The sequence below is a fragment of the Christiangramia forsetii KT0803 genome, from assembly GCF_000060345.1.
In the GTDB taxonomy this organism is placed as follows: Bacteria; Bacteroidota; Bacteroidia; order Flavobacteriales; family Flavobacteriaceae; genus Christiangramia; species Christiangramia forsetii.
The window spans coordinates 1-21,654 of the sequence record NC_008571.1 but is presented as its reverse complement, the minus strand read 5'-3'; the positions used below and the strand labels follow the sequence as shown (position 1 = coordinate 21,654).

Annotated in this window: 17 protein-coding genes; 5 read left to right on the top strand and 12 right to left on the bottom strand. The window is 36.8% G+C overall.

What is annotated here, in order from left to right; genetic code table 11:
• The first annotated feature begins 241 nt into the window (after positions 1-241).
• Together GFO_RS00085 and GFO_RS00080 are read left to right on the top strand one after the other, a co-directional pair.
• Entirely contained in the window at positions 242-712 is a 471-nt protein-coding gene (locus tag GFO_RS00085; protein WP_011707948.1) for a hypothetical protein, read from the top strand.
• 216 nt (positions 713-928) lie between these two features.
• Positions 929-2,569, top strand: coding sequence for an adenylate/guanylate cyclase domain-containing protein (locus tag GFO_RS00080; RefSeq protein ID WP_229664743.1), 1,641 nt, complete (start codon positions 929-931; stop codon positions 2,567-2,569).
• 65 nt (positions 2,570-2,634) lie between these two features.
• Here GFO_RS00080 and GFO_RS00075 read toward each other — a convergent pair whose 3' ends face one another.
• Positions 2,635-2,820, bottom strand: coding sequence for a hypothetical protein (locus tag GFO_RS00075; protein ID WP_011707946.1), 186 nt, complete (start codon positions 2,818-2,820; stop codon positions 2,635-2,637).
• Between the two features lie 579 nt (positions 2,821-3,399).
• On the opposite strand from GFO_RS00075, the gene GFO_RS00070 reads away from it, so the two are divergent.
• A complete protein-coding gene (locus GFO_RS00070) occupies positions 3,400-4,809 on the top strand; it encodes a glycosyltransferase family 2 protein (RefSeq protein ID WP_011707944.1) in 1,410 nt (469 codons plus the stop codon).
• A gap of 248 nt (positions 4,810-5,057) precedes the next feature.
• Here GFO_RS00070 and GFO_RS00065 read toward each other — a convergent pair whose 3' ends face one another.
• From GFO_RS00065 to GFO_RS00030, 8 genes are all read right to left on the bottom strand, one after another.
• The gene (locus GFO_RS00065) at positions 5,058-5,912 is read right to left on the bottom strand and encodes a CPBP family intramembrane glutamic endopeptidase (protein WP_011707943.1); all 855 of its coding nucleotides are present in this window, start codon (positions 5,910-5,912) and stop codon (positions 5,058-5,060) included.
• Between the two features lie 88 nt (positions 5,913-6,000).
• Positions 6,001-6,327: a DMT family transporter gene (locus tag GFO_RS00060; protein WP_011707942.1), complete on the bottom strand. Its 327-nt coding sequence runs from the start codon at positions 6,325-6,327 to the stop codon at positions 6,001-6,003.
• A gap of 47 nt (positions 6,328-6,374) precedes the next feature.
• The gene (locus GFO_RS00055; protein ID WP_011707941.1) at positions 6,375-7,268 is read right to left on the bottom strand and encodes a carbohydrate kinase family protein; all 894 of its coding nucleotides are present in this window, start codon (positions 7,266-7,268) and stop codon (positions 6,375-6,377) included.
• A gap of 121 nt (positions 7,269-7,389) precedes the next feature.
• The gene (locus GFO_RS00050) at positions 7,390-9,132 is read right to left on the bottom strand and encodes a RagB/SusD family nutrient uptake outer membrane protein (RefSeq protein WP_041249950.1); all 1,743 of its coding nucleotides are present in this window, start codon (positions 9,130-9,132) and stop codon (positions 7,390-7,392) included.
• Positions 9,133-9,144: 12 nt separating this feature from the next.
• On the bottom strand, positions 9,145-12,297 hold the full coding sequence (locus GFO_RS00045) for a SusC/RagA family TonB-linked outer membrane protein (RefSeq protein WP_011707939.1): 3,153 nt from the start codon (positions 12,295-12,297) through the stop codon (positions 9,145-9,147).
• A 10-nt stretch (positions 12,298-12,307) separates the two neighbouring features.
• The gene (locus GFO_RS00040; RefSeq protein WP_011707938.1) at positions 12,308-13,912 is read right to left on the bottom strand and encodes a glycoside hydrolase family 32 protein; all 1,605 of its coding nucleotides are present in this window, start codon (positions 13,910-13,912) and stop codon (positions 12,308-12,310) included.
• A 5-nt stretch (positions 13,913-13,917) separates the two neighbouring features.
• The gene (locus tag GFO_RS00035; RefSeq protein WP_011707937.1) at positions 13,918-15,258 is read right to left on the bottom strand and encodes a sugar porter family MFS transporter; all 1,341 of its coding nucleotides are present in this window, start codon (positions 15,256-15,258) and stop codon (positions 13,918-13,920) included.
• 239 nt (positions 15,259-15,497) lie between these two features.
• Complete coding sequence (locus GFO_RS00030; RefSeq protein ID WP_011707935.1) at positions 15,498-18,221, bottom strand: substrate-binding domain-containing protein; 2,724 nt, start codon at positions 18,219-18,221, stop codon at positions 15,498-15,500.
• 212 nt (positions 18,222-18,433) lie between these two features.
• On the opposite strand from GFO_RS00030, the gene GFO_RS00025 reads away from it, so the two are divergent.
• The gene (locus GFO_RS00025) at positions 18,434-18,922 is read left to right on the top strand and encodes a hypothetical protein (RefSeq protein ID WP_011707934.1); all 489 of its coding nucleotides are present in this window, start codon (positions 18,434-18,436) and stop codon (positions 18,920-18,922) included.
• Positions 18,923-19,013: 91 nt separating this feature from the next.
• Entirely contained in the window at positions 19,014-19,754 is a 741-nt protein-coding gene (locus GFO_RS00020) for a TerC family protein (RefSeq protein WP_011707933.1), read from the top strand.
• Here GFO_RS00020 and GFO_RS00015 read toward each other — a convergent pair.
• The 3 genes from GFO_RS00015 to gntA are packed head-to-tail and all read right to left on the bottom strand — an operon-like array spanning position 19,729 to position 21,641.
• Positions 19,729-20,307 (bottom strand): DUF1989 domain-containing protein, encoded by a 579-nt coding sequence (locus GFO_RS00015; RefSeq protein WP_011707932.1) that lies wholly within the window; start codon positions 20,305-20,307, stop codon positions 19,729-19,731. The genes GFO_RS00020 and GFO_RS00015 overlap by 26 nt on opposite strands.
• Positions 20,308-20,322: 15 nt before the next feature.
• Positions 20,323-20,940 carry an FMN-binding negative transcriptional regulator gene (locus GFO_RS00010; protein ID WP_011707931.1) on the bottom strand — a complete coding sequence of 206 codons (618 nt, stop codon included), beginning with the start codon at positions 20,938-20,940 and terminating at the stop codon, positions 20,323-20,325.
• A 5-nt stretch (positions 20,941-20,945) separates the two neighbouring features.
• Positions 20,946-21,641, bottom strand: coding sequence for a guanitoxin biosynthesis heme-dependent pre-guanitoxin N-hydroxylase GntA (gene gntA, locus GFO_RS17405; RefSeq protein ID WP_148264579.1), 696 nt, complete (start codon positions 21,639-21,641; stop codon positions 20,946-20,948).
• Positions 21,642-21,654: the final 13 nt, after the last annotated feature.

Here is a 21,654-nt window from a genome sequence, read left to right as displayed (position 1 = left end):
TATCAGGATGAATTAAACTGAATAGCTCTTAAACCTTCAATCTAAGCTAATACCGATTAAATTTTTATGCTTTTTTCTAGCTATCTAAATACAAACATCTAATTTACAGTTGGTTAAAATTATTTACTATCTTAGCAAAGCCTGATATAAGTAATTTTATGTTCTGGCATTCCCCACTCACAACTTTGAATTAAGTAATAGCTTTATTTTATCTACTTATAAACTAACCAAAATTATAATTATGAAAATTAAAGCTACAATTGTCCTTCTTTTTATTGGTGCATTATTATTTAGCGCGGATTCCCACTCTCAGAATCAAAAAATGATAAAACTTGAAGTTGATACTGAAAATATCAATGAGAATAATGTTGATAGCACTGCTACATTTGGACAGCCACCAGAAACGAAAAATAAAGATTTCACACTTGATGTGAAAATGGGCGATATAATAATCTGGCAAGGTAATTCTACACCCGGTAGTGGAGGACTGGTAAGGATAAAATTATTTAAGCACGACAATGGAATTAAACTACTGGGAACGGGGAGAATAAGTGAGCAAAATGGCACCGGTGTTATTGTAGGAAGAGTACAAAATGGGGAACCCGGAAATGAGGAAAAATATACTTTAAATTTTGAGGTAAGAAAGCGCGGTTCCAGGACCTGGACAAGTTATTCCATAGATCCCAAGCTCAAACTAATAGCACAGGATTAATCATTTTATATCCACTTAAACAATATGCGTATTCATTTGCTGAAATACAGGACATTTTTATTTCTGTTACTGTTTCTTGTCAATTCAGTAAATAAAGGTTTTTCACAGAATCAAACAAAAGCAGACAGCCTTGAAAAAATCTACAATTCCAGCAGTAGAGCAAGACAGAATTTAGAAATTCTAAAGGACCTTTCAGAAAATTCAATAGCACCTTATATGAAATTAAAATTTTCTGAGGAGCTTTTAGAGATTGCCAAAAAAAGGAATTCCCAAAGCTATTTCTATACAGGATATTTACAAAAAGGCAATGCGCTGGCTTCACGAGGTGATTTTACTGAGGCTCTGGAAAGCTATTTTCAGGCAGCTTCAGTAGCTAAAAATGAAAAAGAGCTGGGATTAATAAAAGTCACTCTTGGCGATGTGTACTCCCTAACTAAAAACCACCAGAGATCATTAAATTATTATAATGAAGCAATTGAAATTTTCAGAAAAACAAAGGATTCCCTCACGCTTGGTTCAGTAATCTTCAATGCAGGGGATGGATATCTTAAGAATAATCAAATGGATATGGCCATATCCTATCTGGAAGAATCTGAACAGATCTTTAAGAATATAAATTTTGATCTTGGCCTGGCGTATTGTTCGGGAACTTTAGGGCTTGCTTATGCCAAACTAGGCAGAAATGAAGAAGCTGAAAAAAATATTCAACAAGCCATACAGGCTCTGGAAAAAGCAGAAGATTATTCTCCGATTTGCGAATTTTTAAATGGAATGGCAGATATCTATACAGAAAAAAATGAAGACTCAACTGCAATAGAATTTGCAAGCATAAGTCGGGATTTGGCAAGAACCTATGGCTTTAAAAATGAAACCAGAGAAGCCAATTTAAGGTTGGCGCAAATCTATGAAAAGACCGGAAATATCCCTGAAGCTTATAAATTCTATAAAGAATATATTATTTATAGAGATAGTGTGCTCAACGTTTCTACCGCTCAGAATATGGCCGGGCTCCGGGCAGATTATGAAGTAGCACAAAAGCAGATAGAAGTAGATTTGCTAAGTGCACAGAGAGAAAATCAACAATTGGTGGTAATCTCCATTGCCGTTGCTTCTTTTCTGGTTTGTCTCCTGGCTTTCGGACTTTATCGTAGAAACCGGTTTATCAAGAGAACCAGTGCCATTATTGAAAAAGAGAAAAACCGGTCTGAACTTTTACTACTGAATATCCTTCCTGAAGAAACTGCCAGGGAATTAAAGAAAAATGGAAAGGTTAGAGCTAAAAAATTTGAATCGGTTACGGTTCTGTTTGCAGATTTTAAAAGATTTACGCTCATTGCAGAAAACCTTCCCCCGGAAAGACTTATAAAAACCATAGACTATTATTTCTCTCAATTCGACAAAATCATGGAGAAATATGATATTGAAAAAATAAAGACTATTGGAGACAGCTATATGGCGGCAAGTGGTCTTCCCTTTCCCAATCAGGATCACGCCTACAAAATTTTAATGGCCGCTTTTGAGATGACTCAGTTTGTAAAAGAGACCAAAGAAAATTCTCTTTATGATGACGCAAATTTTGATGTTAGGGTGGGATTAAATTCAGGTCCAGTAGTGGCCGGTGTTGTAGGCACCAAAAAGTTTGCGTACGACATATGGGGCGATACGGTAAATATTGCCGCCCGTATGGAATCTCATTCAGACATTGGCAAAATTAATATTTCTGAAAATACCTATGATCTCATCAAAGATAAATTTGATTGTGAATATCGAGGGGAAGTAGAAGTCAAAAATGGAAGGATCTTAAAAATGTACTACGTTAAGGATATCAAAGAAGAAGAAAATAAGATAGCGGGATGAGCAATGAATTTCTTTTGACTACACTCCTAAATTGAAATACAGTCTTCAGGACTGGAAACCTCTTTCTACCTTAATCTCGATTTTCTGAATCCGGTATCGCCATTTACAATAAACCTGCCGGATATAATCCATCCAATACCGAGCCCGATAAGGATTCCCGAAAGTAGATGAACCTCTGTTCGATTAAAAAAATATCCAATAAGAACACCGCTAATAGTGGCAGCTATACCTATGATCCGCACCTTATTCATGGTAAAATGTTTAAAAGTCTTTACAATCTACATGCGGAATAGGGTTGGCATTTTGGGAGGTAACGACCTGAATTTGATAGCAAAAATACTTAAAAAATTGGGGAAGGCTTAAAATATTAATATTTTTTCTTTCTTATAGTAAGCTGAAAAAGTCTATACAAAGATAACAGTTGCCTTAGAAACAGAAACAACAGACCACTCAATACCTGAATATTAATCGAAATATAGGATTTAGTGACTAAGCTTTTGAGGATTAATGCTCTTAAAGGAAGAAAGGAAACTTTTGTCTTTCTGGATCTTCACAAAATCTACTTTTTTACAATGAATTATAAAGTTACCGCACCAAAGAATCCAAAATTAAAAGATTTTGAAAGACCTTAAAGCAAATAGTTTTAGGAGTTATTAGAACTGTCACTATTGAATAATTATACCGAGAATAAATTCCCATTAGCGACATAAATGGCGAAATATTACACAGTTTTGCTAGACAACTTTCTAAAAACATCTAGTAATCAACGCTAATAAACACTGGCATACGGCTTGCTAAAGGAATATTCAATAAGAATTTAATCCGATTATATGAATTCAGGTTTTGATAACTCAACTAAAAATATTTCAGAAGCTATTCCTTCTAAAAATTTTCAACCTATAAAAAATCCCAAAAACATCTGGGGTATCATTGTTTTGCTCAGCACATTTATTTTAATGATTGGAGCTGCTTTTTTGGTATTCCACCTACAGAGCGACTTTTCAGCCTATAATATGGAAAGGATGAGCACTACCTGGGGATTCATTTTTGCCATGATCGCAGGTGCATTATTTGTATATAGAGCAGGTTTCTTTGTTTACAATCTCTATCTCTATTTTCGGTATAAGCCTATTAAATCTGTAAGTGATGAAAAACTGCCTTCCTGTACCGTTATTGTCCCGGCCTATAATGAGGGCAAGCAGGTTTATGCTACCTTAATGAGCCTTGCGGCAAGTGAATATCCTGAGCAAAAACTTCAATTACTGGCCATAGATGATGGTAGTAAAGATGATACCTGGCACTGGATGAAGGAGGCGAAGAAAATTCTGGGCGATCGAGTAGCTATTTATCAACAGCCTGAAAATAAAGGAAAACGCCATGCTTTATACCGCGGATTTAACTTGGGAACAGGGGAAGTTTTTGTGACTGTTGATAGTGATTCGGTCGTAAATGAAGATACTTTAAGAAATTTGGTTAGTCCTTTCATACTTAATGAAAAATGTGGGGCGGTTGCAGGAAACATCAGGGTTTTGAACAACCAGAAAGCTTTGCTTCCTAAAATGCTCAATGTAAACTTTGTCCTGAGTTTTGAATTTATGCGTTCCGCAGAAAGCACTTTGGAATCTGTACTTTGTACTCCGGGCGCGCTGGCAGCTTATCGCAGAACAGCCGTTTTTGAATGTCTGCCGGAATGGATCAACCAGACCTTTATGGGACAGGCCTCCGATATTGGTGAAGACAGAGCCATGACCAATATGATCTTAAAACGCGGGAATCATGTATTGTTTCAACGAAACGCCTACGCTTATACCAATGTTCCTGAACAATATAGCGGACTTTATAAAATGTTTATTCGCTGGGGCAGAAGTAATGTTCGTGAGAATATTGCCATGTCTAAATATGTATTTACTAATTTCAGGGAGGGTTCAAAAATCGGATCCCGGCTTCTATTCATTAATCAGTTTCTCAAGATCATTATGAGTTATCCATTAATTTTCTTAATGCTCTTCTTTGTAGTTTCAAAGCCTGTACTTTTTATAAGCTCTACCCTACTCAGCATATTTATATTTTCTAGTTTCCCGGCTTTGTTCTATGCCAAAAGATATAAGTCTACTGAATCATTCTGGGCATATACTTATAGCATTTTATATACATTCGGATTGTTCTGGATCACCCCTTATGCTATTGCAACTGCGAGTAAAAGTGGTTGGTTAACCAGGGAACTAAGCGTTAAAAAATAAGGCTTTTATAAAGATTGAAATATAGGAAGCTGTCCCAAAAATTTGAAATTTGTCATGCTATTTCAGCCTGACAAAAAATAGAATTTTGAGACAGCTTCTTTTTATTTCCCCTATTCGATAATATTCAGAAGGTATGCATTAGGTTAACTGAACTAAGTTCAGAATAAAGGCAATATTCATCAAATCCTATTACTTTTCATCATTCATTCAATTTTAGAATTATGGATGAAAAATGTAGCATCCTGTATTTATTCGGCCAGCTGATTTCCTTCAAAGCTCTCTTTCCTGAAGTAGAAATAGATCCAGATAATAAAGATGATTTGTGCTACAGTTGATAGAACCGAGGTCTCAAAACCAAAATTTCCACCATTCCAAATATTTGCTTCATTTATTCTCAATTCTATTATTGAATAAAAATCCTGTCCGCTTACATTAAAACCAATTAACGTTTGAACGAGGTTCCAGCTAAAATGCAATGCGATTGGAAACCAAAGATTCTTGGTATAGATATAAGAAAGTCCGAGAAATCCCCCCGCAAGAAATAGTTGAAAAATTGCAAACGCAGATATATTTGGATTCGCCCCATGCATTATTGCAAATATAACTGCTGATATAACTAAAGCCAGGTACTTATTCATACTTAGCATAAGATTTCTTAGAATATATCCTCTAAAAAGTGCTTCCTCTACAATAGCTACTATGGCAAACACAGCAATAGAAATGAATAGCTCGGTTAGATCGAAATTTACACCTGTGATATTTATTTCATCAAAACCCCATAAAAAGAGAAAGCCCATGAGAATAATGCCAAATCCTAGTAAAAACCCAAAATGAAAGTCTTTAAGTCTGTTTTTTAACTGAAAACCCAGATCTATGATTCTTTCCCTATCTACATATTTCACAAATATCCATAAGAGCACAAAATGGCCTAGCAGGTTGAAACAGGAAATTATTAATTGCTGATAAGAGGTTTTAGTATAAGATGCTGCAGTATAATCTACTCCAGAAATCATAGCCCCTGTAAATTGAAAAATACCTACGATAAAGAAATAAGGAATAATTAGCAGCAAAACTCGCTGCCATCCATCAATATTGGAATTCATTTGGGCTAAATTGGAGTAGTAAATCTATCATTAAAAAAACAAACACTCAACGGTCTGCTCTAAATTAAAGTTTACTGATATATAGACTCTAATTTGAAACTACCTTCAAGCCTACCACAGATGCTATTAAAGTACTTATAAAGAACATTCTCCAAAAGGTCGCTGGCTCATTGAAAACCAGAATTCCTATTAGCACAGTTCCAACCGCACCAATTCCGGTCCAAACCGCATAGGCCGTTCCTATTGGTAATACCTGCGTTACCTTGACCAATAGCAACATGCTTATCGCAAGACATATAACAAAACCTATGTACCAATAAGTTGCTTCCATTCCGGTGGCTTCTTTAGCCTTGCCCAGGCATGCCGCAAATGCCACCTCAAAGCAACCTGCAATAATGAGTAAGATCCAGTTCATTTATTCCCGTTCTTTGAATTCGATTTTTCCAGATAAGAAATTTAAAATTACACAGGATTTATGAAGGTATTGATAAGTTCGTTAGAAAGTTCAGGGTTCGCGCCTTCTTTAGCTGCGACCAATGCTCCTACAGCGCAAGCCATATCTAGTGCCTGCTGTGGTTTTTCTTCTTGTAATAATTTAGCCAGTAAAGTGCCCAGGAACGAATCGCCCGCACCTACGGTATCTTTCACCTTAACTTTATATCCTGAATTATAATATAGTTTTTTATCATGCATTAAAACCGCTCCGTGCCTGCCTTTGGTTACGCAAATAGTTTCTGCATTCGATTTCACTGCCATAAATAAAAGATTTTGCTCGAGAGAATTATACGGGGATCCCATTAAATCTGCGATCTCAAAAAGCTCATCATCATTGAATTTGATAAATTCAGCATGTTGGATCAGTTCTAAAATGAGGCCTTTTGAATAGTGCGGAGGTCGCAAATTGAAATCCAGCACACGGTAGGTTGCCTTTGGAATAAGTTCAAACAAGGTTTTTCTGCTTACCTCATCGCGGCACACCAAACTTCCGAATATAAATGCATCTGAATTTTCAACCGAATTCTCCATGGTTTTAGTAAGTTCTATCTTATCCCAGGCAGAAGGATAAGTAATATCGTAAGTCGCCGAACCACCATCTGAAAGGTTCACCTTTACCATCCCCGTAGGATGGTCTTCATCCTTTAAAATATTACCGGTTTCTATATTCCTTGAACTTAGATAGCTCAGCAATTCGTTTCCTTTATCATCAACACCAACTTTACTAATCATTTCAGTATCTATTCCCATACTACTTAGACGGCTGGCTACATTTAATGGTGCACCACCAATTCTTTCCATATCGGGAAATACGTCGTAAAGGATCTCTCCAAAACAAACCGCTTTTATTTTTTTTGTCATGAGTTTTAAATTACAAATTTAATTTAAAGAAAATTTAGTAACCTAATAGGTTTTGGGGATTAGTTAACAAAAAACACGAAGCATAGACTCCGTGTTTTTTCAAATTCAAACAAAAATAAAATTAATACCCAGGGTTCTGTTCATATAGTCCCCCGGTAAAATCGATCTCACGTTGTGGGATTGGATAATATTCATCCCTCCCGGCAGTAAAGATAGCATTGGCTAAAAAGTCTCTTTTGGTTTTTTCTTCATCAAGGTAAGCGTTCAGGGTTTCCTCAGCTTCTCCCCATCTTACAAGGTCAAAAAATCTTGGGCCTTCCATTCCAAATTCAAGTCTTCTCTCGAACTTAAGTGCTTTCCAGGCAACTTCTTTACTTGGAAAAGAATTATATAATCCAACACTATATATGTCGGAAGCTCCGGCATCTACAGGTTTTTGAGTACTTGCTGCTGCTCTTTCCCGTACTTCGTTAATTAAAGGAACTGCTTCTTCGAATCTATCTAATTGAATTAGTGCTTCTGCTTTAAATAGTAAAACATCTGCATATCTAATAAATATCACATTTCTCGATGTCCCTACAAACGGGCCTTCTTTTACATAACAGGAACAATCTGGAGCTTGTTGCTCTTTCATATTTCCGAAGAAACCATAAACACCGGGATCTCTTGCCCAACTAAACTTATATATCATATCGCCCTGTTCATTTACCGTATTTCTATATTTAAAGGGTCTGCCAGGAACACCCACCGTATGATCTAATCTAGGATCTACTGTCAAGCCAGAAGAAACTGCTACTGTACCATCTTCCTGAACGTTATTCAAAATATCTGAATCATTGAAAGAGTCTAAAAGAGGCAATCCGTTAGAGTCAGTTTTAAAAGCATTCACCATATTCTGGCTGGCGAGATGGAATCCGCAACATCCATAAAGACCAGTACCATGTGGAGAATTTAATCCTGTAACAAAACTTACCCTTCCAACTCTTGTTCCATCATTAATCGAAAATTGAGCTGCCCAGATAGACTCGGGACCGTTTTCAAATTCCACAAGAAAATTATTCGCATAATCAGGTTCAAGACTTCCGGTAACCTCGTTAGCATAATCTATCACTTCCTCCAGCATAGAAGCATTTATATTGATTACCTGATTATTTTCATCCTGCACATAAGCCTGATATAACCTGGTTTTAGCAAGATAGGCCGCGGCGGCATTCCTATCAGCTCGACCAACTGCCTCTTGAGCCTGAGGCAAATTATTATAAGCAAATAGAAAATCATTAGCGATCATATTCCATAATTCCTGATTCGGAAGATCATTTCCGATTTCTGCAGCTTCATCCTGTGAAAGGTCTTCAGTGATGTACGGAATCTTTTTGAAGATTCTTTTTAGCATAAAGTGACAGTGACCTCTGAGGAATTTTAATTCTGCCTGACGGATAGTTTTTTGATCATATTCGGTTTCAGGTATATCATTGATTACTCTGAGAGCAAAATTTATCCTGGAAATAGCTTTATAATAGTTTGTCCAGGTTCTTGGAGCCATTAATTCTCCCTGATCTGGAACCGTTAGATAATATTGTTCATATCTATCTACTTCACCAACATCGCCGCGACCTCCCCCGCCTTTATAAGAATCATCAGAGCGAACGCTTCCATACACCCACATATGAGTTAATGGGCCAATCATATCGTCATTGGCAATTCCTGCATATGCGGCAATCACAAGGGATTCAGCATTTTCAGCAGTGGCTACATTTTCATTGGAAAGAACTCCTTCCGGTTCATATTCCAGAAAATCTTCAGAACAGGATGTTAATAAACTTGAAAGCAATAGTGCTGTTATGATGTATTTTATATTTTTCATGATTGTCATTTTTTAAAAATTCACGTTAAGACCAAGGGAAACCACGGTTGGTACAGGAATCCTGTTCACATCGGTTCTTTCAGGATCAGATCCTATATAATCATTAGGTGTAAACCAAAACAGGTTTTCTCCCTGGAGATATATTCTGAAGCTTTCCAGAACACCTATCCTTTCAATTAGAGTCTCCGGAAGAGAATATCCTAATTGCGCATTTCTAATCTTGAAATATGAATTTTTCCTGTACAAATAATCGGAAGTTCTTAAGTCGTTAAATGCCAGTGATAAAGAGGGAATATCGGTATCTGTATTTGTCGGTGTCCATGCATCAAGCACACCAAGTCCTGCATTCTCCCTACCCTGAACGAAATTGTTCCAGAAGATATATGGATCCTGACCAATCCTTCCCGTCACTCCTGAACCAAATACTGAAAAATCCCAGTTCTTATATCCAAGGTCTACTCTAATACCATATTCAAGATCTGGTAAGGTTGTTCCTATAAAATCACGGTCGTCGGTATCTATTACATTATCTCCATTAAGGTCTTGAAACTTAATTCCTCCAGGCCGGGCACCTACCTGTTCCGGAGAATTATCCACATCCTCCTGGCTTTGAAACAAGCCATCTGACCTATAGCCAAATATGGAAAATTGAGATTGTCCAAGTATGGAGTTTTCTGCCGTTCCCGAGAATCCTGCGCGTACTTCCTCAGGAAGAAATGTAATCTCATCTGAGAAAGAAGATAGATTTGTTGAAACCGAAAAAGTAAGCCCGTTTTCCAAGGTATTGGTATAGGCAAGGGCAAACTCCCAACCTTTGGTTTCCGTAGTAGCTCCATTTAAAACCCGCTGCTGACCTTCTCCAAGTACTGAAGGAATTGGAGGCGTGGTTAAAATATCTACTGTTTCCCTGGTAAAGTAATCAAATGAACCACTCAGTTTATTATCAAAAAGTCCAAAGTCCACCCCAAAGTTCCATTCTTTGGTGGTTTCCCATTTAAGATCCGGATTTTCAGCCTGTACAGATACAAAACCAGAAGGTAAATTTCCCGTATTATTTCCATTGATATCATAAGCGGTTCCTACATTATAGTATTGTTCAAAGAAACCTCCTGTGAATTGAGAGAGAGTAGACCCGTATCTCGCTTCATAAAGTCCGAATCTGGCAAGGTCCCCAATGGACTGGTTCCCCACTTCACCATAACCTGCTCTTAGCTTAAGATTGGTAATGATTTCGCTTTCATTCAAAAAATCTTCATTACTTATCCTCCAACCTGCAGTCACCGCAGGAAAAACACCATATCGATTATTCTTTCCAAACCTGGAAGAACCATCTCTACGAACAGTCACAGAAGCTAAATATCTGTTATCAAAAGAATAGTTTACTTTACCGAATTGAGAAAGCAATCGGCTACCTGAGGAATTTCCGTTTGAAGTCCTGGCACCTGTCCCGGCATCCAGTACAAAATAAGATTCTTCTTCTACGGCAAAACCTTCAGCTCTTGCAAGCACTCTATCAAAATCGTTCTTAACTGACTCCACACCCAGAAGTACCCCAAAATTATGATCTCCTAATTCCAGCTTATAGTTAAGTGTGTTCGTAAAAACTACACTGGTGTATTTATTAGTATCAAAGGTGAGACTGTTATTACTTCTGGTTATAAATCCATTATTTACGCGTGGCTCTATATCTTTTCTTTTGAAATCGCTAAAATCTATACCAAAACTGGATCTAAAAGTTAAATTCTCAAGAAGATCTGCTTCAACATAAATATTTCCGAAGAAATTATTCTTTTCAGCATTATCCCAGCGATTCAAATATTGAATCAATACGGGGTTATTTCTATCTGAATATCCGGCTCCAATGGGTCCTGCAAAATTTCCATTAATATCATAAACAGGGATTGTTGGGGCAAGGGATATTGCCAAGCCAGGAGTTGGCGCACTACCAACATCGGGAGATGCCAGCGTTTCGTCTGAAGTTGAGAACTGGGTATTTACACCAAAACGCACCTTGTCTTCAAACAGGCTTGTATTTGCATTGATCTTCGCCGTATAACGTTCATAATTGGTGTATTTAAGAATCCCTGTATTCTTGAGATGCCCGAGATTTACAAGAAATGATGATTTTTCAGAATTAGCAGAAACAGTTAGTTCATTATTATAAACATATCCTGTTTCATACGTTTCTTCCTGCCAGTTCGTATCTCCCGCCGGAACCGTTTCATCGCCCCCCACAAACGGTCTTACAGTTACACTATTCAATACAGGATTATCAAAATCCATATTCCAGTCAAAATTATAGATCTCTCCATATCCTGAAGCAGGATCAGCCCCATCATTTACTGAAGCTCTCCATAAAACCTCACCTCGCTGTAATGCATTAAGCATATCGTAGCGTTGTTGTTTTTCTGACTGTACCGAAAAATTTGAATTAAAACTCACACTTACTTTCTCTACACGTCCGCTTTTATTCTTGGTGGTAACAACGATTACACCATTACCGGCTCTCGCCCCATATAGTGAAGAAGCCGAAGCATCTTTTAGTACCTGAATAGATTCAATAGCATCTGGATTCAGGGAAGAAAAAACTTCCTGTCTCTGAGTAGGAACACCATCAATTACATATAATGGATCATTATTACCTAAAGTAGTTATACCTCTAATTAGCACCCTGCTGCTAGCGCCGGTAGGATCTCCAGATTTCTCTACAAAAAGACCGGGAACCCTTCCCTGCAGTGCTTGCATGGCATTACCAGAACTACGACTTTGCCCTTCTATAGGAGCTGTTTCCACCACCGTTATAGCTCCAGTAACATCAACCTTTCTTTCCCTGGAGTATCCTGTTAAAACGACTTCGTCCAGTAATGCCGCATCTGCCTGTAAGGCAACATCTACTGTTGTATTACTGTTTACCGGGACTTCCGTTTCTTTGTATCCCACAAAAGTGAATACCAATACGCCATCTTCTGGCACATTCTGCAGGATATAATTTCCATCAAAATCTGTAGATGTTCCGTTGCTCGTCCCCTTAACAAACACAGATGTACCAGGAAGAGGCATTCCTTCCTCAGCTGTAGTTACGGTTCCGGAAACCTCAATTTCCTGTGCCGAAAGAAAGCTTATGGGCACCATAAAAACAATGAGTAAAATTAGTTTTAATCTCATAATATTAGTTTTAGTTGAATTTTAGTTGATATGCTTCTATTTCGGACATAGTAAAAGATCCTTCTTCAGAATTTATTGAAAGTGTCTCCCAGGGTTGGTTTGGAAAGAAAATCTCAGTCATTACTGTTTTTCCTTCATCATAGAATAATTCAATGGAAGTTTTATCCAGAATTATTATACCGCTTAGGTCTTCAGAATTTGAAATGCGGGGTGCTGTGGAAACTTTATTTGCAAAATCTTCTGAAAAATCGATCTGTCCAGCCTTAGATCTGTCAATAAAAAATTCCTGAGTGGAATGATCGTACCCAAAAAGAAGCTCATCCCCGAATGAATTAGAAAGTTTGAACTGGTATTTTGTATCCTGAAGACTGGAAATTTTAAATCTTATCTCTGCACTCGTAAGATCTATTTTAGCTGAATCGATGATTTTTGTATTTCCATCAATTTCAACATTCCGGTCTTTATAATTCTTACTTCGATAACTCTTCAGTTCATTTACAGGAGTGGAACTGATAATATAATTATCATCTATTTTTTCCAGTTTCAATTCGCGCGCAATAGTCATTGCACTTCGCCAGGTTTCTGTTGGAACCTCCTGTGCATATTGCCAGTTAGACATCCACCCCATAAAAAGGGTTCTGCCATTTTCTTCAGGAATATTTGCCCAGGTAACCCCAGCATAATTGTCTTTTCCAAAATCCAACCAGTAGGAGTGATCTTCACCCAGGTTTTTCATCTTTTCTACAGGGGTAAAAGTCTTTCCATCAAAATCACCTATAAAATACTGTGTACCCGAGCCTCCATTATATCCGCCAGGATTTAAACTCTGGATCAACACCCATTTTACTTCTTCGGTATCTCCTACATACATTGGAAAGAAATCAGGACATTCCCAAACTCCACCATGTGCTCCAATACCTTCCCCAAAATCTGATTGTCTCGTCCAGTTCTTTAAATTTTCAGAGGTGTAAAATAAGGTCTTCTCGTAAGTAGCAAGAACCATTACCCATTGTTGGTGAATTCCATCCCAGGTTATTTTTGGGTCCCGAAAATCCTTGATTCCCGGGTTTTCAATTACTGGATTCGCCTTATACTTGGTCCATGTCTGCCCTTCATCCAGACTATAGGCAATCGCCTGGGATTGATAATCTATCTCATCATTCTTCTCTCCTTCAGGATCGTGATACGTAAACATCGCAATTACAGGAGTCTTTCCATCTTTTCCGAAGCCGGAAGTATTGTTTTTATCTACTACCGCACTTCCGGAAAAAATATATCCTTTCTCGTCAGGATAGATTGCGATAGGCTGTTCCTTCCAGGTAACCATATCGGTACTAATTGCATGACCCCAATGCATAGGTCCCCACACATTATCATCTGGATAATGTTGAAAATACAGATGGAAGTACCCATTGAAATAAAACATCCCGTTGGGGTCGTTCATCCAGTTCTTCTTTGGGGTAAAATGAAAATTTGGCCTGAAGTCTTCGTCGTTTTGAACCTCAGACAAGGTTTTTTCAGATTTTTCTTTAGTATCCTCATTAGCGACCTTACAAGAGATGAAAAGGCTAAATGAGAGCGACATAAATACTACTAAATTGACTATTCTTTTCATATGAATTATTTATTTGAAATTGAAATATTGGGATTAATTGAAAGTTCTTCACTTAATTCTTCAAGCGATTTCCCTTTGGTTTCCGGCATCATAAAAACAACAAAAATCAACTGCAGTACCATCATAAAAGCAAAAAATGCAAATACGTATCCCGGGCCTATTGTAGAAAACAGAAATGGAATGGTAGATGGAATTATTGCTGCAAGTACCCAGTGCGTGGAAGAACCAAATGCCTGTCCTGACGCCCTTAACCTATTAGGAAATATTTCTGATATAAAGACCCAGATCACCGCTCCCTGCCCAATAGCATGGGATGCTATGAATAAGAACAGGAAGATTGGAACCCATAGACCTCCCCAATTCAGGAAAAAAGCTGCAGCTACCAGCGATAGCGAAATAATGTACCCTATAGAACCGTAGAGCATTAATTGTTTTCTTCCTAGTCTATCAATAAGAAAAACTCCTAATAGCGTAAACAGGAGGTTAATAACTCCAATTCCTATACTACTTAATAAAGCTGTACTTTCCCCTAGACCTGCAGATTCAAAGATCCTGGGAGCATAGTACAAGAAAGCATTAATGCCAGAAAGCTGATTAAAAAAAGCAATTAAAAAGGCCAGGGTTAGGGGAAACCGATATTTCTTCATGAAAATATTCTCACCTGTGGCTTCCTTTGCATCAAGCTCTTTAATTTCCTGAACTTTAGCCTTTGTATCAATACCCGGATTTATAATCCCCAGAACTTTTTCTGCTTCAGAAAACCTTCCCCGGGACACAAGCCAACGCGGACTTCTGGGAATAAAGATTACAAACACAACATAGATAAGAGCAGGTACAGCTTCTATACCTATCATCCATCTCCAGGGCTCCTGCCCCGTATTTCGCAATAAATAATTTGAAAGAAATGCGATAAGAATTCCGAGTACTATATTGAATTGATAGAGCGATACCAATTTCCCTCTTTGACTGGCCGGAGCAATTTCTGATACATAAGCCGGTGCTGCTATTGTTGAGGCTCCTACGCCCAATCCCCCCAGGAACCGAAACACAGCAAAACTTATAGGATCGTCAACCAATGCAGATCCAAGTGCAGAAACAAAATACAGAACTCCTATTATAATAAGAGTATTTTTCCTTCCCCACTTATTGGTGGGAATTCCACCAAAAATAGCTCCTACTACAGTACCCCAAAGCGCCATCGCCATTACTACAGAACCATGAAAAGCATCTGAAGTACTCCATAATTCCTGAAGCTGTTTGTCTGCGCCTGAAATGACTACTGTATCAAATCCAAATAAGAAACCGGCAAGTGCAGCGCTTATTGACCAGGTAAGAATTTTATTCATCACTTAATTTTTATATCTAAAAACTAAATTATGTCTAAAACCCTTCCTTATATTTTAAGAATTCCGCAAATGATTCTAATAATGTTAAGGAATAGTGAATTTTTTATTAAGCTCTTTATTGGTAGGAGATTAGAGGGAATTCAAAATAATTTCGAAAACGTTATAGTTTTAAAAATGATACTATAATTCCAATTATGTATCATTTTTTTAAACAACTTTTCAAGTTTCTGGCTTTGCAGTTATCGGGATTTTAACTCTTTTGGGGAAATACCATATTCTTTCTTAAAAGAAGTGGAAAAGTAACCTGGAGATGAATAGCCAACTTCATATGCAATTTCCGAGATATTCATATCAGAATCCTGTAAAAGATTTTTAGCTTTATTCAATCTTTGTGAATTGATATATTCGCTAATGCTCACTCCTAATAATGCTTTAACCTTTCGATATAATTGAACTCTTGAAATCTTTAATCTGGCGGCCAAATCTTCTACAGAAAAACCTGTATTTCTAAGATTATTATCGATAAGCGAATTGAGGTCTTTTAGAAATTTTTGTTCAGCATTAGCAAAATTCTCATCTCTTACCTCATCAATTTTATTGGTGTAGTAGTAACGTAATTTCTCCCTGTTATAAAGAACAGATCTTAGAGATTCGTTTAGTATTTCATAATTAAAAGGTTTGGTAATATAGTTATCAGCTCCGGCTTTTAAGGCTTTAAGTCTGGATTCCTTACTATCTAATGCGGTAAGTATTATTGTGGGTATATGTGAGGTTCTAAGATCATTTTTAAGTTCATTACAAATTTCAAATCCGTTCTTATCAGGTAAATTAAGATCACAGATAATTACATCGGGAATATTGTCAATGGCCATTTTTATCCCATTGGTTCCATCTGAAAGAATTACATGAAACTCTGAACTTAATTTCTTATTTAGTATATAAGACAGGTCCATATTATCTTCAATAATAAGAACGGTTTCAGCATTTTCGTCCAGATGATTAGTAGGATGAGTTTCTGTGGGTATCCCAGATTCAGACAACCTATAGGAATCCGTTTGTTCTATTTCGGTATTCAATTCAGATATCTCATATTCCTTTAAATGAGATTTACCTTTGAGAAGAGATATCTTAAATTCGGTTCCCTGATGAGAAGAAACGAAAATTTCACCATTATGAAGCTCTATGAACTGTTTTGAAATATAAAGGCCAAGACCTGAACTTGGCTTTTTATTGTTGCTTGCCTGCATATAAGGATCAAAGATCTTTTGGAACTCATCTTTTGGAATACCAATCCCAGAATCTTTAAAAATCACATTTACACCATCTTTAGATTCCTGGATGAATATACTTACGCTACCATTCTTTGGAGTGAATTTAAAAGCATTTGAAAGGATATTAAAGAAAACCTTATCCATCATATCTCTATCTATATATAATTCCAAGGCTTCATTAGCTGAACTAAATTCAATTTGAATAGATTTTTTTAGAGCTTCGGGTTTAAAATCTGCTATAATACTTTGAATGAATGGAGCTATTTTGGTCTTTACAGGTTTTAGAGCGAAGGTCCCACTCTCCAGTTTTCTGAAATCCAGTAGTTCATTTATCAGTCTTAGCAGCCTTCTGGAATTATTGATTATAAGGTTTGTTTCATAAGATATGCTCTTGAGCTCTTTATTAGGATGATCTGAAATTGATTCAATAGAACTAGTAATAAGGGTAAGTGGAGTTTTAAATTCATGTGAAAGAGCAGTAAAGAAATTGATCTTGCTCTCATTGGATAGTTTAAGTTTTTCGGCAAAGCTCTCTATCTGGTTTCGCTGTGTAATGATTTTTTGATTATTCAGCTCCAGTATTCGCTTTCTTTTCTTAAGCTTTACAACAAGATATACACTCCAGAGAGTAAGAATAAGAAGTAAACTTAATAAAATCAACATCAGCTGGATAAGATCGCTTTGAGTGTTATAGGTTCTTATTTGTTTATCGATGACCTCCTGTTGCTGTTCGATATCATTTTGTTGCTGATTCATCTTATTGAACTGATTCTGCATGATATCCACATTTACAGAATCTATAATCACCGTTCTCAAAATGTTATTCTTATTGACGTTTTCTCCATTAAGAATATCCTCTGCCAATTTAATAGTTTCCATTCCGCCTGTGGGATATAGAATCGTAGCATTCAGAATATTATCTTTTACTAATTGAATACCTCCATTTGGCCCAAAAACGCCATCTACTCCAATAATATTAATTTCTTCTTCCAGTGATTTGGAGCGAGCCACTTCCCAGGCTCCTAAAGCCATCCGGTCATTATGAGCAAAAATATAATCGGGAGCTTTTACAGAATCCAAAAGATCTGATAATTTAGATTGGATAGAAGTTTTTTCCCAGTCACCTTTTATTACATGCCGCACTTTTAGCTCCGGAACAGAATCCAAAGTTTTTTTAAACCCCATACTCCGTTCATAGGCAGGCGAAGAACCCTCCTGTCCTGTGATCTCTATAATATCAGCTTTTCCACTAGAATGAGAAAGAATATATTTTGCTGCATTTCTTCCAATTTCAATATTGTTGGCACCCACATAAGCTGTAAAGTTTTGGCCTTCAATTTTCCTATCGATAATAATAGTTGGAATCCCTGCAGCCATTGCCTTTTCGATAGCGGGAGTTATAGGGATGGATTGAATAGGTGAAACGATAAGAACATCTACTCCATCCTTTATAAACTCCTCAATATGAGCAACCTGATTAGTAATGTGATTTTCAGCATCCTTTATTTCGAGAATTATATCGGGATGCATGGATGCTTCTAGCTTCATGGATTTATTCATCTCACGTCGCCAATTATCGGTAGTCATGGCTTGTGAAAATCCAACTTTAAACTTTTCTTCCTCCGACTTAACCTGACAAGAGTCTGTAAGGATGGAGAGAAAAACAAATAGCAGAAGTTTTAGATATTTCATTCAATTTTCTTAAGTATACCTTAAAAGTATAATTTAAAGATAACTCGACAAGAATGAAAAATTAAAAATGTCCTCATTCCCTGAATAATGAAAGACATATAATTTATCCTACAAATTTTATTAGTACCTTCATAACCAACCAAAAATCAATAGTTTAAGCGACCAAAAAGTCAGACCTGAAGCTGAAGCGACTTCAGATTTAATTCTTATGAATGAGAAAGATTTTTTTATTGCTGCTTTTGGTTATGCCCTCCCATGTTTTTGCCCAGTACTGGCTTACACGAGAGGACACCTACTTTTTTGTAAGTTCAGGCCTGGATATTCGTAATGCTACTTTTGGCGGAACGGTGAACCCAGCTGCTTATGATGGCACCTGGACCGCTGGTTACCGAAATGAAAATTTCAGTATTTTGGCTTATTACGAAACTTTTTCGGCCATAAAATATGAATCTATGGGGGTGAATCCAGGGTATGTATTTAGACCCGGGAAAATGCTGATTCCCGTTGTAGATCTCTCTCTTTCTTTTATAAGAAGACCTTTTAAAACATATCCTTCCTTAGCACTTAATTCCCGGATGGAATTTCATTTTTCAAGATTCTTTATTTACTTACGGGGAGAATCTCGTTGGCGTACCGACTATGATTTTTTTCAGGTTTCAGTATATGGAGGGATTAGTTATAAATTTGGCTTTCCAAAATGAGGTTGAAAATTTTCTCTTCTTCCTTTGTCAAAAGTTTAACTTGAACTAATCAATTTTTATATAATTTTGAGGCTTAGCCAACTAATGAATTATGGAGATTTTCTTACAACCTGATACCTGGGTAGCCCTTCTTACCCTTACTTTTCTTGAAATTATACTTGGGATAGATAACATTATTTTTATTTCGCTTGTTGCAGGAAAAGTACCTGAAGAAAGTCAGAAAAAAGCCAGACTGGGCGGCCTTTCTCTTGCTCTTATAATGAGAATACTATTACTTCTAAGTATTACCTGGATCATTGGTTTAACGAAACCTGTACTAACACTGGCAGATTTTGAACTCAGTTGGCGTGATATCATTTTAATTTCTGGCGGGATCTTCCTCTTGATTAAAAGTACTTTGGAAATACATCATAAAGTGGAAGGACAGGAAGAGGAAAACAAAACCGGAGTAAAAGCAAAGCCGACATTAAGTTTCACCTCAGCAATTATCCAGATCGTTCTGCTGGATCTTGTCTTTTCTTTTGATTCTATTCTAACAGCCGTTGGACTTACAGATCAAATTATACTTATGGTCATCGCTGTAATCGTGTCCATTATCGTGATGATGATATTTGCAAGACCGGTAGGAGATTTTGTAAACAAACATCCTACTATTCAAATACTAGCATTATCATTTTTAATTTTAATAGGGGTTATGCTAATCATTGAAGGTGCGCATTACCATGTACCAAAAGGATATATCTATTTCGCCGTTTTCTTCTCTTTAGCTATTGAAATGTTGAATATGAGATTCCGGAAAAAGAATGTTAATCCAGTATCTCGTAATGAATAGGCTTAAAGCTTCCGCCGTTACTATCTTCAGCTGAACAGGCTGTTAAACCCACTATTAGATCCATTCTGGCTTCAAATAGAATATAGTCCCCGGCTTTAGTTTTTGGAGGTTTTACAGAGATCTTTCCATATTTATCGAATTGAACATTCATAAAAATGTTGAAAGCGGTAGGAATATCATCAGGCTCTATATCAAATTTTTCCAGATTGGTATAAAGGTTTTCAAAACAGCTGGGATGATATTTATCATTTTTATACATGATCTTGAAAGTTTCGGGACTACAAGGAGCAAGTAGAAAATCATTACGCCCATTGGTATCTTCAAGAATCTCCATCATTTTATTGCTCCGGTTGCTCCAAATATAATTTGCCTTAGAAATTAGTATACTTTCTTCGTAATCCATAGTTTTTCCGCTGGAGATCTTTTCTCTTTTATCATCAGTATTAAAAAGAACCATATCGCTCACCTGCTTCCCTTGCGGATCTATAACTTTTAATAACTGACCTTTTTTCAATTTAAAAGCTTCGCCACTTTGCTTTTCAATTATCTGCATTTTATAATTCTGAATTTATTTAATATTATTTTCCTTTTTGATCGCCTGTCCCAGGTCATTCTTCATGGTATCTTCTGAAGAAAGTAAATGTTTGGTCACTTCTTCAATATCATGTTTTGGATACGCCTGATGTAACTTCGCAATCCCTTCGACTTTATAAGGTTCTAACCAGAACCCGGTAATAAGCGGCAGATGTTCATCCAGCATTTTTCGTGGAATATTATCATAATATAAAGGCTTGTCCTGTTTCTTTTCAAATTTTGAAACGAGCTCCTTTAAAGAATTTTCCAACTCCTCTGCCGTCTGCAATTTTATCTTTGCATTAACATGTACAGCTGAATAATCCCAGGTGCTTATATCTTTTTCCTTATACCAGGAAGAAGAGATATAGGCATTAGCTCCCTGAAAGATCACCAGCGCTTCTGCTCCTTCCTTTAAATATTTAAGTTGCTCATTATGATTTGCAATATGGGAAAACAACCTCCAACCACTAACTTCGCCCTCCAGGAGGATAGGGATATGAGTAGCAAGTAATCGCTCTCCATTTAATACAAAAGTTGCAAAAGGATGATGCTCGATAAAAGAATAAATAAAGTCCTTATCATCCTTTTGATATTTTGAAGCTCTGTACATTTTATTCAATTATTCTTATGAAAAGGACATTTCCATTCCTTCCCTACTTTTCTACCGCTATATTGCTTTGCTTCACTACTGGCGCCAAAATCTTCGAGCATTGGATTCATATTTCCCTGAAGTTCAATATCACGCTGTCGTATTCTATCCCTTACAGTCTCATAAGTACCCATTTCCCTTAATTTTTCGAACTGCCAGTGCAGATTAAATGCGATTGCCGGGTATGGACTTCTTCTCGCTATCCTCGATGAGTTAGGATGTAGCCCTACAATGTAAAAAGCTTTACCTCCAAGACTGAAACTGAAATTTTCTTCACTGGAATCCTGACTAACTTCATGATCCCAATCTTTATTATCACTCTCATGAAGGTTTTGTAACTGTTCCCAAAGTATTTTCTCAAAGTCAATTTCAGAATATTCCGGAGAATCGGGAAATACCGCCAAAAATGTTTTAAAATCATTCGACTTAAAATCATATTCTGCAATATAGTTCTCCAAATCCTTCATCAGGTTTTTTGCAGTTTTCAAAGAACCGAAGTCAGAATAAGAATTTAAAACAACCTGGTCCATAGAAAAAATCGTCTGCGCCATGATACAAGGATGATCTTTCACGAGAATAAAATTTTCAAACTCTTTCCTGATCTTGCTATTTTCATCTTTCAACAGGCACCTCTTTCTATTTTTCTTTTCAATAGTTCCCATATTTTCTTTCATC

What these genes read in the sequence shown, in the direction of transcription:
- gntA (WP_148264579.1), bottom strand. Translation starts at nt 21,641, where the DNA reads ATGGGAACTATTGAAAAGAAAAATAGAAAGAGGTGCCTGTTGAAAGAT.
- GFO_RS00080 (WP_229664743.1), top strand. Translation starts at nt 929, where the DNA reads ATGAAATTAAAATTTTCTGAGGAGCTTTTAGAGATTGCCAAAAAAAGG.
- GFO_RS00060 (WP_011707942.1), bottom strand. Translation starts at nt 6,327, where the DNA reads ATGAACTGGATCTTACTCATTATTGCAGGTTGCTTTGAGGTGGCATTT.
- GFO_RS00015 (WP_011707932.1), bottom strand. Translation starts at nt 20,307, where the DNA reads ATGCAGATAATTGAAAAGCAAAGTGGCGAAGCTTTTAAATTGAAAAAA.
- GFO_RS00010 (WP_011707931.1), bottom strand. Translation starts at nt 20,940, where the DNA reads ATGTACAGAGCTTCAAAATATCAAAAGGATGATAAGGACTTTATTTAT.
- GFO_RS00025 (WP_011707934.1), top strand. Translation starts at nt 18,434, where the DNA reads ATGAGAAAGATTTTTTTATTGCTGCTTTTGGTTATGCCCTCCCATGTT.
- GFO_RS00070 (WP_011707944.1), top strand. Translation starts at nt 3,400, where the DNA reads ATGAATTCAGGTTTTGATAACTCAACTAAAAATATTTCAGAAGCTATT.
- GFO_RS00055 (WP_011707941.1), bottom strand. Translation starts at nt 7,268, where the DNA reads ATGACAAAAAAAATAAAAGCGGTTTGTTTTGGAGAGATCCTTTACGAC.
- GFO_RS00020 (WP_011707933.1), top strand. Translation starts at nt 19,014, where the DNA reads ATGGAGATTTTCTTACAACCTGATACCTGGGTAGCCCTTCTTACCCTT.
- GFO_RS00050 (WP_041249950.1), bottom strand. Translation starts at nt 9,132, where the DNA reads ATGAAAAATATAAAATACATCATAACAGCACTATTGCTTTCAAGTTTA.
- GFO_RS00075 (WP_011707946.1), bottom strand. Translation starts at nt 2,820, where the DNA reads ATGAATAAGGTGCGGATCATAGGTATAGCTGCCACTATTAGCGGTGTT.
- GFO_RS00085 (WP_011707948.1), top strand. Translation starts at nt 242, where the DNA reads ATGAAAATTAAAGCTACAATTGTCCTTCTTTTTATTGGTGCATTATTA.
- GFO_RS00045 (WP_011707939.1), bottom strand. Translation starts at nt 12,297, where the DNA reads ATGAGATTAAAACTAATTTTACTCATTGTTTTTATGGTGCCCATAAGC.
- GFO_RS00065 (WP_011707943.1), bottom strand. Translation starts at nt 5,912, where the DNA reads ATGAATTCCAATATTGATGGATGGCAGCGAGTTTTGCTGCTAATTATT.
- GFO_RS00030 (WP_011707935.1), bottom strand. Translation starts at nt 18,221, where the DNA reads ATGAAATATCTAAAACTTCTGCTATTTGTTTTTCTCTCCATCCTTACA.
- GFO_RS00035 (WP_011707937.1), bottom strand. Translation starts at nt 15,258, where the DNA reads ATGAATAAAATTCTTACCTGGTCAATAAGCGCTGCACTTGCCGGTTTC.
- GFO_RS00040 (WP_011707938.1), bottom strand. Translation starts at nt 13,912, where the DNA reads ATGAAAAGAATAGTCAATTTAGTAGTATTTATGTCGCTCTCATTTAGC.